The organism is Psychrobacter immobilis, from assembly GCF_904846225.1.
Lineage (GTDB): Bacteria > Pseudomonadota > Gammaproteobacteria > Pseudomonadales > Moraxellaceae > Psychrobacter > Psychrobacter immobilis_F.
On sequence record NZ_CAJGZJ010000013.1, the window covers coordinates 75867 to 87250 of the forward strand.

The following is an 11384-nucleotide window of genomic DNA, read 5'->3' on the forward strand; positions in this document are numbered from 1 at the left end:
TATCGTTAAATAACTAGGTCATTAGCCTGAATACTTGTTCTGCTGGGTAAATAGCGAGATATCCAGCTTAGCGCGGCGTTGTAACCATGGGCTTGGACGATAACGTTGATCACCCGTTAACCCATAAATACGCTCTAAAATCAGTAAAATGCGCTTAGCACCCAGCTCATCGCCCCATGAAATAGGACCATACGGATAACCCAGCCCAAGCTTGACGGCATTATCGATATCTTCAGGAGAAGCAATACCTTGCATCGCAATATCACAGCCTAAATTAATGACCATCGCCACGACTCGCTGCGCCACAAAACCAGTACTTTCGGTAATCAACGTGGCATCGGCAGCAGCATTTGAACTTTTATCAAACTCAGCACTTTTACCAAATAAAGCATAAGCTTGGGCCACAAAGTTATCTTGCGTGACGATACTTGGCATCAACGTGCGATGCTTGGATAAGTCAGTCAGCATATCAATGGCGACCGCTTGTTTAGGATTTACTTGATAGCGAATAGCCGCATTGGTGGTATCCTCGCCATAGATTGCTAGCAATATCAAACTGTCTGGTTTTGGTGTATCGTTTTCGTCGATAGTGATGTCGCTAGCATTTAGATAATCAACCAGCTGTTGTTTGTCTTCTGCTAAATCTGCTCCAATCCAAACTGAGATGTTTGTGGTATCGGAATCTGTCTTATAAGGTGGTTGTTGATTCGTATTTGATGTCACTTTTTGACCGTCTTTGTACTGGTAAAACCCTTCACCAACTTTACGACCAAGCTTTTTCCCTATCAGCATTTGACGGGTTAAAGGATGCGGACGATAACGATCTTCATGATAAAATTGATTATAAATCGACTCCATAACGGGATGCGATACGTCGATGCCAGTGAGATCAAGTAGCTCAAACGGCCCCATCCGAAAGCCAGCGCCTTCACGTAAAATACGATCAATCTGCTCGAAACTAGCAATGCCCTCGCCTAATATTTTCAACGCTTCTGTACCGTAAGCTCTGCCACCATGATTGACAATAAAACCCGGTGTATCTTTTGCTACTACCCCCAAATGCCCCATACGTTTGGCTAGAGTTGTAAGCGTATCTACTACTAAAGGTTTGGTCGAGAGGCCCGGAATAACCTCAACGATTTTCATTAAAGGTACGGGGTTAAAAAAGTGAAAACCCACGACGCGCTCTGGATGCTCACAATCAGAGGCAATCGCTGTCACTGATAGCGATGAGGTATTGGTGGCCAAAATCGTCTCGGCAGACACCACTTCTTCTAACTGTTTAAAAAGCTGCTGTTTTATGTCTAAGTTTTCAATAATCGCTTCAATAACGATGTCTACTTTGGCAATTAATGCTAATTCCTCAATGACGATCAGATTAGTCAAAGTCGCCTGTAACTGCTCATCGGTGAATTTACCTTTGGTAGCCAGCTTTTCGAGCGTAGTTTGCAAGGATTGACGCCCTTGTTCAGCAGCGCCCGCTTTGGTATCAAATAGCAGTACTTGAATGCCTGCTTGCGCGGCGATTTGGGCGATACCCATGCCCATGATACCGGTGCCAATAATGGCCAATGATTTAACAGTCATAATAATCCTTTTTATGGTCTTGCTGCATGATCTCGTTTTTAATATTGAACAGCTTTGTATCAACAACCTACTGCCCTTTGTATTCAGCCGTGCGTTTTTCCAAAAAGGATTTTGCGCCTTCTTTTTGATCCTCGGTATCAAACAAAATCTGAAAGGCTTTACGCTCTAAAGCCAGAGCAGCTTGTAGCGGCATGTCCACCCCAAGATTGGCAACTTCTTTGATTTGGGTCAAAGCAATAGGCGAGTAACCGGCTAATTGTTCAGCAATCTCAATGGCACGCTTGATAGTCGCCTTATCTTCAACGACTTCAGACACCAATCCCATTTGATCAGCCTCACCAGCGCTTATCATCTCGCCCGTCAGTATCAACTTCATGGCTTTGTGTTTGCCAATCACGCGAAACAGCCGCTGCGTGCCGCCTGCTCCTGGCATCAATCCTATTTTAATTTCTGGTTGTCCAAACTTGGCAGACTTGCCAGCGACAATGATATCGGCGTGCATCGCAAGCTCACAACCACCGCCCAGCGCATAGCCATTTACCGCCGCGATAATGGGTTTGCGACAATTAGTAATGGCATCCCAATAACGTTCGCTATGACGCAAATACACATCGACTGTTTTTGCGGTCAAGAAATCATTGATGTCAGCACCAGCTGCGAACACCTTATCACCGCCTGTTAGGACAATAGCTTTGGTTTGTGGATCATCGTTTAATTTGATGAAAATCTCTGCCATTTGCTCGCGTAATTCACTGTTTAAAGCATTGCGAACGTTGGGACGATTGAGTGTTATCACACTAACGCCATTTCCTTGTTGTTCACAAATAATGATTTGCTCTTCCATGATGCTGTCCTTTAAACGATGTTCTTAGATAATGCCCTTGGGTAAAGACCTGAAACTCTTAAAGCACATTAGTAGTTATAATAATTAGTACCGCATAGCGATATTTAAGACCAATATATACTGTTTATTTTCGTTTGTGAAGTATAAAATCCGTATAAATTTGGTTAGATATACATACATAATACCGAATAAATACCGCATTGCGGTTTTTTAAACCATAAGTATTGTAATTTAACAAACTATCAATTATGCTGTTTATTCAGATTGATTATAAACACCTTATTCATATTAGACCTCATTTCAACAAGGAAGAATTACATGATTAGAGATAAGGAAGTACTCGACCATATCGTTCAAACCGTTCGTCAATTTGTCAACGACCAACTGGTCCCAAAAGAAGATTGGGTGGCAGAAAATGATCGTCTACCAGAAGACATTATCAGCCAAATGCGTGAATTAGGTTTATTTGGACTGACTATCCCCGAAGCTTACGGCGGACTTGGATTAACGATGGAAGAAGAAGTGATTGTCGCTTTTGAATTAGGACGAACCTCGCCTGCTTTTCGCTCATTAATAGGCACTAATAATGGTATTGGTTCTTCAGGCCTTGTCATTGATGGTACTGAAGAACAAAAACAAAAATATCTACCAAGGCTTGCCAGCGGTGAAATTATTGGCTCGTTTTGCTTGACGGAACCAGAGTCAGGCTCGGATGCGGCTTCACTCCGAACCACCGCTATCAAAGACGGTGACACCTATGTACTCAATGGCACTAAACGTTATATAACCAATGCCCCTCAAGCCGGTATATTTACCGTGATGGCACGTACTGACCCTGACAATAAAAGATCAGGTGGTATTTCAGCATTCATCGTTGAGAGCGACACCCCTGGTATTACATTGGGTAAAATTGACAAAAAAATGGGACAAAAAGGCGCTCATACTTGTGATGTCATCTTTGACAATTGCATCGTGCCTGCCGATGCCTTGATCGGTGGTGTCGAGGGCGTGGGTTTCAAAACTGCCATGAAAGTACTTGATAAAGGTCGTTTACATATTGCGGCAGCGAGTACAGGTGCAGCCACTCGCATGTTAGACGACGCGCTACGTTATGCCGTCGAGCGTAAGCAGTTTGGTCAAGCAATTGCTCACTTCCAACTGATTCAAGCGATGCTTGCTGATTCAAAAGCAGAGATTTATGCCGCTAAATCGATGGTATTGGATGCCTCTCGTCTGCGCGATGAAGGTAAAGACGTCATTACAGAATCATCCTGTGCCAAGATGTTCGCCACTGAAATGTGTGGCCGTGTTGCGGATAGAGCGGTACAAATTCATGGCGGTGCGGGTTATATTGCCGATTATGGTATTGAACGTTTTTATCGTGATGTGCGCTTATATCGATTGTATGAAGGAACGACTCAGATTCAGCAAATTATTATTGCTCGTAACATGATTAAAGAAGTTAGCGAGTAGTTTTTATTAACCTACTACTTATCTCATTGATAAAAGGTAGTCACATTATTGAAGCGTATGGAGGTATTTGCTAGGACGCAAATCCTTCATAACGTCACTATAGTGAGTTCTAAAAAAGTACAAATATTGTCATCTGCTATCGGGATAAAACCTCCTTGCTTGCTTTTCCGTTGCAGACACAGGCGGCGCAACATTTACCCCAATAGTACTCACTGTATTAATTTTACAGTGGATTGGCTATATGACCATAGTTTTTGACTCTCACAACTATAAGGATATACATTGTGAAAAGTGTAGCTATAACGTCAAATTCAAGCTTAAATTCTATACAAAAACAACCTTGGAAATTGGCTTTCTTTTTTTGTTTTTTGGTATTGTTATGTGATGGCGCTGATATCGGGATTCTCGCCTTTACGCTTTCGAGTTTAAAGCAAGAATTTGGCTTGACCAATATACAAGCTGGTGCTTTGGGCAGTTGGTCATTGTTTGGCATGGCGATTGGCGGAGTTTTTGGCGGTTGGGCGTGCGATCGTTTTGGCCGTGTCAGAGTCATCGTGATTGCGACCGCGATGTTTTCTATACTTTCTGGTTTTAGTGGATTTGTACAAAGCTATGAGCAGTTTATCGCCTTGCGAGTCGTCGCTTGTTTGGGTCTTGGCAGTTTATACATTGCCACTAATACCTTAATGTCTGAAATGGTACCTACCCAACATCGAACGACGGTGCTGGCAGCGCTGATGACAGGTTTTACCTTAGGATCTTTGGTTATCACAAGCATTTCAGCGTGGATTATTCCCACCTATGGCTGGCGCACATTATATCTCTTAACGTTTATTCCTATTATTCTCTCGATATCAATGTACTTTCTGATATCTGAACCAGAGTCTTGGAAAGCGGCACGTGCCCTTAAACTGAGTGGCGCAAAAGACTCACTTCAAAAATCTGAAAATCCTTATAAAGCAATCTTTGAAAACCCAAAGCATCGCATCATGTTCATTTTATGGTCCATGAGTTCAGGTCTTTTACTGTTTGGTTATTTTGGGGTCAGCAACTGGCTACCTTCTTATCTAGAAACTGAACTGGGTATTAAGTTCAAAGAGATGGCACTGTACATGGCAGGAACTTATCTCACCATGATGTTTGCAAAAGTGATCGCAGGTATAGTGGCTGATAAAATTGGACGCAAGATAGTCTTTGCATTCGGGACGATGGGTACAGCCCTTTTTATTCCACTATTGGTATATTTCCATACTCCAGAAAACATCGGTTGGTTGATGATCACTTTCGGTTTCTTATATGGCATTCCATATGCTATCAACGCTACCTATTTAACAGAAAGCTTTCCCACTGCTATTCGAGGTACGGCCATTGGTGGTGCATTTAATATCGGACGGTTGGGCTCCGTTATTGCACCAGTCGCCATTGGTTATATGGCTATGCACAACTCTATCGGCGCAGGTTTATTGCTAATGGCAGGCGCGTATTTCTTATGTGGTCTCATTCCAACCTTGTTTATCAAAGAACAACAGTATGATCCACAAAAGGCGTAATACTATTCAATATAGTTACCGCATAGCGAAATAGCTTATAATAGCCATATCAATAATTTAAATGCACTTTTAATATATTCTTGTTTAAGGTGTATATCACTATTAACGTACAATCATTTTTTTGATTATAAAAATACAATAAGTATCGTGTCTACCATCATATTTATAATAACTTAATTGAGAGTAAACATAATATATGACCACTAAAAACCTTGACGATAAAGGCGCTAGCAATACAGCACATATTGAGTTGCTAGAACCGATTACAGAGATGCGTGACAAGAATGACAGGCAATTCGTCACGTCTTTGGCGCGAGGGCTTGAGCTGCTTCGTTGTTTTACGCCGCAACGCCCTTATCTTGGTAATCAAGATTTGAGTCATCTAACAGGGCTTCCTAAAGGAACAATCACCCGTCTTACTTATACCTTGGTCAAGTTAGGATACTTAAAACAATCGGCAAATAGTAGTAAATATCAACTCTCTATCGGTGTATTGGGATTTGGTTACACCATGATGTCCAATATCTCCATCAATAATTTAGTCACGCCTTACATGGAAGAACTGGCCGATTATGCCAATAGTGCAGTTGCTATGGCCACTCGCGATCGACTGACGATGGTCTATCTAAATGTCGTTCAAGGATCAAGCACTACGACGATGCGGCGTAATGTCGGTTCGTACTTACCTATTCATTTAAGTTCAATGGGAAGAGCGTGTTTGGCCAGCATGCCGCAAGCCGAGCAAGAATTCATCCTTAATGCCATTCGCACTAAGCACAAAGATGACTGGTTAAAAATTAGGCGAGGACTGGATAAAGCCTTTAAAGATTTTGATGATTATGGCTATTGTTTTTCGATTAGTGAATGGCAAAAGGATGTTAATGCGGTTGCCACGGCCTTGATGCATCCCACTGAAGGTTTATTGACTTTTAATTGCGGCGCACCAAGTTTTGTACTTAGCCGTGATAAATTAGAGGAAGATATCGCCCCTCGTTTGCTACACATGAAAAACAGTATTGAAGACAATATTTACATTAGCTAGACGGTATCTTAGTAGATATCTTCTATAATTACTTATCGTCAAAATACATAAATGCCTATTTTTAATAAGTATGGCAATAACTTTGGCCTAGGCTATCAATCCATAAATATTGACTTAGAAGATTTTGACAACGCAATCTGACGTTAACATCTAACAAATTGACATTAAGGGTCGGCTTATAATACCATTGATAATTACTTTCATTCATCTTACTGATGAGCCAATAACATACTTCAGGAGTAATCCCATGCAGTGGACTAAACCCGCTTTTCAAGACATCCGTATCGGTTTCGAAATCACTATGTATTTTGAAGCACGTTAAAATTTACTAGACCTCAATGCATTAAAAGCCCTAGATGATTAGGGCTTTTATTTTTTTGGAAATATTGATTTATGTATATTCACGTTTTAGGCTCAGCGGCTGGTGGTGGTTTTCCACAGTGGAATTGCAATTGCCATAATTGCCACGGTGTCCGCCTGGGTACAATTGAAGCAAAGACCCTCACCCAGTCTTCGATCGCCATATCAGAGAATGGCATAGATTGGATTTTATTCAACGCGTCACCTGATATTCGTCAGCAATTATTTGAATTTAAGGCGGCACAGCCAGCACGCCAATTGAGAGATACAGGCATCACCAATGTGGTGCTGATGGACAGTCAGCTTGACCATACGACGGGGCTATTGACCCTACGCGAAGGGTGTCCGATTCCGGTTTGGTGTACGGACATGGTCTACCAAGATCTCACGACAGGTTTTCCTATTTTCAATATGTTGAAGCACTGGAATGGTGGTCTGCAGTATAACCAAATTGATCCTGAAAAAACCTTTAAAATCGAAAGCTTTAGCAATTTAGAATTGACGCCTTTGGTGATTAGAAGCTCGGCACCGCCCTACTCGCCACATCGCAATGATCCCCATGATGGCGACAATATTGCGCTGATTGTGAAAGATTTAAAAACACAAAAACAACTCTTTTATGCGCCAGGGTTGGGCAAAATTGACGATGACATTATGCAGATTATGAAAGCCTCTGATTGCGTGATGATTGACGGCACGCTATGGACTGACAATGAGATGCAAGAATGCGGCGTCGGTACCAAAACTGGTCAAGACATGGGCCATTTACACATTAGTGGTGAAGATGGTTCGCTGCATTATTTAGATCAGTTAGATAATGCACGTAAAGTGTTGATCCACATTAATAACACCAACCCAATATTGAATGAGCAATCTGAACAGGCTGCGACATTGAAACAACACGGTGTTGAAGTGGCGTTTGATGGCATGCAGATCGAACTGTAAGGCAAAGACAAGGTGAAGACGATGCAAGAAGAAAAAACAGCACTTAGCGCAGAAGCGTTTGAACAAGCGATTATGGCGAAAGGTCAGTATTACCATATTTACCACCCCTTCCATATCATGATGCATGAAGGACAAGCGACCCAGCAGCAGATTCAAGCGTGGGTCGCCAACCGATTTTATTATCAAATCAATATTCCATTGAAAGATGCGGCAATCATGGCAAATTGCCCTGATCAGCGTGTGCGTCAAGAATGGATTCAGCGCATGATTGATCAAGATGGCGTTTACCCTGATGGTGGTGGCCGTGAAGCATGGTTGAGTCTGGCAGAAGCGGTTGGTCTTAGCCGCGAGCAAGTGATTTCTGAGGAGTTGGTGTTGCCGGGTGTGCGTTTTGCCGTCGATGCTTACGTGAATTTTGCGCGTCGTACCTCATGGCGAGAAGCTGCCAGCAGCTCACTGACAGAGCTGTTTGCCCCGCAGATTCATCAATCGCGCTTAGAGTCTTGGCCAAAACATTATCCTTGGATCAAAGAGCAAGGGTATACCTATTTTCGCTCGCGCTTAAGTCAAGCCCGCCGCGATGTTGAGCATGGTCTGACCATTACACTCGACTCATTCAAAACCGTTGAACAACAAGAGCGTATGCTAGAGATCCTACAATTTAAACTGGATATTTTGTGGACTATTTTGGATTCTTTGAGCTTGGCCTATGTCCATAATCAAGCCCCTTACCAAAGCGTCACTGATGACAATGTCTGGCATAAAGGATTGTTCAAATGAGTTTACCTGAGCTAGATCACGCCATCGTACCAGTGTGGCGTCATGGTTATCGCTTTCAGTTTGAGCCGGCACAGAACGCCTATGTGCTGCTGTATCCTGAGGGGATGATCAAATTAAATGAGAGCGCCAGTATCATCGGTCAACACATTGATGGTCAGGCGTCCATTGCTGACATTATTAAAAAGGTGAAAGCCATGTTTGGTGATATTCCTGAAATCGAGCAAGACATTATCGAATATATGTTAGTGGCTCAACGTGAACATTGGATTGACTTAGTATGACTGCGCCCGTAGGACTTCCGTTATGGCTATTGGCTGAGCTTACCTATCGCTGCCCATTGCAATGTCCTTATTGCTCTAATCCTGTTGATTATGCGCAGTATAAGCAAGAGCTGACGACTGGGGAATGGTTTGATGTGTTTGATCAGGCGCGGCAAATGGGCGCGGTGCAGCTCGGTTTTTCTGGCGGTGAACCACTGGTTCGTCAAGACTTAGAAGAACTGGTCGCCTATGCTCATAACAAAGGTTTTTATACCAATTTAATTACGTCAGGCATGGGGCTTACTGAGGCTAGAATCGCCAACCTAAAAGAAGCAGGTCTTGACCATATTCAGATCAGTTTTCAAGCCAGTGATCCAACGGTTAATAATGCATTGGCTGGCTCAAAACATGCTTTTGAGCAGAAGTATGAGATGTCGCGTCTAGTCAAGCAATACGACTATCCGATGGTGCTCAACTTTGTCATTCATCGGCAAAACATTGATCAAATTGATCAAATTATTGATCTGTGCTTAGAGCTAGAAGCCGACACCGTTGAGCTGGCTATTTGTCAATTTTATGGGTGGGCATTTGAGAATATCGAAGGCTTGCTACCCACCAAAGCGCAAGTCGTCCGAGCCGAACGTATTACCAATGAGTATCGTCAGAAAATTGAAGAACGGGGCATCAAATGTAAACTCATTTTTGTAGTGCCTGATTATTATGAAGAACGTCCAAAACCCTGTATGGATGGTTGGGGCAAGATTTTCTTGACCGTGGCACCCGATGGCACTGCCCTACCTTGCCATGCTGCCAGACAAATGCCAATACAGTTCCCTAACGTACGCGATACTCAACTTTCAGATATTTGGTATGAGTCTGCGAGTTTTAATCAATATCGCGGTGACGATTGGATGCCTGACATGTGCCAAAGCTGCCCAGACAAAGAGCGCGATTACGGCGGCTGCCGTTGCCAAGCGTTTATGCTGACTGGGGATGCCAAAAACGCCGATCCGGTGTGTGGCAAATCGCCTTATCATTACCTGATTGAGGAGGCACGTGCAAACAGTGAAACGCCAGTTCCCTTTGAAGAGTTACGCTTTAGGAACCCTAAAAACTCAAAGTTATTAAGCAAAAAATTATTGAGTAAAAAGCTACTGATTCCTACTCGCATGGTAACGGAGTAAATATGAATGCTCAGTCTGTGATTTTTGATGGACATAACGATCTGTTGACTCGGCTGTGGCTGAGTTCAGCTGAAGATCCCGTGCATGATTTTATTTATGGTACGCTACCGGGACATTTGGATTTACAACGTTGTCGCCAAGCGGGCTGGATGGGTGGATTGTTTTCTATTTTCTTGCCGCCCTACGCTTATGTGAAGAACAACCATCCTGATAAGTTATCCAACCCGTCAAACTCAGATTTTAAATCGCAAGAAATCGTTGATATTTGCTGTGCGCAACTAGAACTTGCCCAGCAATTACAGGCGCGATCAGATGGTCAGATTCAAATTTGTACGTCCTTAGCACAAATTCAAGCCTGCCAGAGAAATCAGCAACTAGCCATCGTTCTTCATCTTGAAGGTGCTGAGTTTTTAGCTATTAAACCTGAACTATTAGATGTTTTTTATGAGGCAGGGCTTAGAAGTATAGGGCCATTGTGGAACAGAAAAAGCCTCTTTGGTGATGGCTTAAATGCCTCATTTCCGCATTCTCCCAATATAGGATCTGGTCTCACGGATCAAGGTAAAGATCTCATTCTGAAGTGTCGTGAAAAGCGTATGCTAATCGATGTGTCGCATATGAATGAGCGTGCTTTTTGGGATACGATAGAGATTATCGATCAGCCCATTGTTGCAACACATTCCAATGCGCACGCGTTATGTCAGCAAGCAAGAAACTTAACCGATCGCCAGCTGGCTGCCATCAAACAAAGCGGTGGTATGGTTGGCGTGAATTTCGATGTGGCTTTTCTTCGTGCGGATGGACAACGCAACACGCAAACATCATTGGATGTGATTGTCGATCATCTTGATTATCTGGTTGACCATTTAGGCGAAGATCACGTCGGTTTTGGCTCTGATTTTGATGGTTGTTTATTGCCTGATGAGTTATTTGATATCAGTCAAATCTCCATGCTGATTGAGCGTATGCAACAACGACATTTCTCTGATCAACTCATTGAAAAGATCACGTCAAAGAATTGGTTTACTGTGTTGGATAAGATATGGCGGTGATGTTTTATATATTATTTCATAAAAAATCACTACCTTTTACGGCTAAATGAATAGGCTACAAAATATTCCAGTAATGAATAGAAAAAATGAAACCTTATCACCCAGTATTATTAATCTATGCCAAATATTATTTTTATTAAAATTAGAAATATATTGATAATGACTGATAAAATCATCGTCACTTATATAGTCAATCCAGAATAAAAGAGATACAACCCATATCATGAAACAGTTTAGGTAGATTATTCTCCATCCACCCTTGGCGTAGAAACTTAGCCTGTGCCCACTTTTTCTCGATAGGGTTTAA

Annotated in this window: 11 protein-coding genes; 9 read left to right on the forward strand and 2 right to left on the reverse strand. The window is 42.5% G+C overall.

Annotated features, from left to right (window positions below):
* Positions 1 to 21 precede the first annotated feature (21 nt).
* Together JMX48_RS09845 and JMX48_RS09850 are read right to left on the reverse strand one after the other, a co-directional pair.
* Positions 22 to 1593, reverse strand: a complete 1572-nt coding sequence (locus tag JMX48_RS09845) for a 3-hydroxyacyl-CoA dehydrogenase (RefSeq protein WP_201537239.1) — start codon at positions 1591 to 1593, stop codon at positions 22 to 24.
* A gap of 61 nt (positions 1594 to 1654) precedes the next feature.
* Positions 1655 to 2431 (reverse strand): enoyl-CoA hydratase, encoded by a 777-nt coding sequence (locus JMX48_RS09850; RefSeq protein WP_201537201.1) that lies wholly within the window; start codon positions 2429 to 2431, stop codon positions 1655 to 1657.
* 318 nt (positions 2432 to 2749) lie between these two features.
* Here JMX48_RS09850 and JMX48_RS09855 point away from each other — a divergent pair, with 318 nt between their 5' ends.
* From JMX48_RS09855 to JMX48_RS09895, 9 genes are all read left to right on the forward strand, one after another.
* Positions 2750 to 3904 carry an acyl-CoA dehydrogenase family protein gene (locus JMX48_RS09855; RefSeq protein ID WP_201537204.1) on the forward strand — a complete coding sequence of 385 codons (1155 nt, stop codon included), beginning with the start codon at positions 2750 to 2752 and terminating at the stop codon, positions 3902 to 3904.
* A gap of 284 nt (positions 3905 to 4188) precedes the next feature.
* Positions 4189 to 5454, forward strand: coding sequence for an MFS transporter (locus JMX48_RS09860; RefSeq protein WP_201537207.1), 1266 nt, complete (start codon positions 4189 to 4191; stop codon positions 5452 to 5454).
* Between the two features lie 196 nt (positions 5455 to 5650).
* A complete protein-coding gene (locus JMX48_RS09865; protein WP_201537210.1) occupies positions 5651 to 6496 on the forward strand; it encodes an IclR family transcriptional regulator in 846 nt (281 codons plus the stop codon).
* A gap of 247 nt (positions 6497 to 6743) precedes the next feature.
* On the forward strand, positions 6744 to 6818 hold the full coding sequence (pqqA, locus tag JMX48_RS09870) for a pyrroloquinoline quinone precursor peptide PqqA (protein WP_075107140.1): 75 nt from the start codon (positions 6744 to 6746) through the stop codon (positions 6816 to 6818).
* Positions 6819 to 6889: 71 nt separating this feature from the next.
* Positions 6890 to 7801: a pyrroloquinoline quinone biosynthesis protein PqqB gene (gene pqqB / locus JMX48_RS09875; RefSeq protein WP_201537214.1), complete on the forward strand. Its 912-nt coding sequence runs from the start codon at positions 6890 to 6892 to the stop codon at positions 7799 to 7801.
* A 21-nt stretch (positions 7802 to 7822) separates the two neighbouring features.
* Positions 7823 to 8581: a pyrroloquinoline-quinone synthase PqqC gene (gene pqqC / locus JMX48_RS09880; protein WP_201537217.1), complete on the forward strand. Its 759-nt coding sequence runs from the start codon at positions 7823 to 7825 to the stop codon at positions 8579 to 8581.
* The gene (gene pqqD, locus JMX48_RS09885; protein ID WP_201537220.1) at positions 8578 to 8862 is read left to right on the forward strand and encodes a pyrroloquinoline quinone biosynthesis peptide chaperone PqqD; all 285 of its coding nucleotides are present in this window, start codon (positions 8578 to 8580) and stop codon (positions 8860 to 8862) included. Before pqqC ends, pqqD begins: the two co-directional genes overlap by 4 nt.
* The gene (gene pqqE, locus JMX48_RS09890) at positions 8859 to 10025 is read left to right on the forward strand and encodes a pyrroloquinoline quinone biosynthesis protein PqqE (protein ID WP_201537223.1); all 1167 of its coding nucleotides are present in this window, start codon (positions 8859 to 8861) and stop codon (positions 10023 to 10025) included. The genes pqqD and pqqE overlap by 4 nt, the downstream gene beginning before the upstream one ends.
* Before the next feature lie 2 nt (positions 10026 to 10027).
* Entirely contained in the window at positions 10028 to 11077 is a 1050-nt protein-coding gene (locus JMX48_RS09895; protein WP_201537226.1) for a dipeptidase, read from the forward strand.
* Positions 11078 to 11384: the final 307 nt, after the last annotated feature.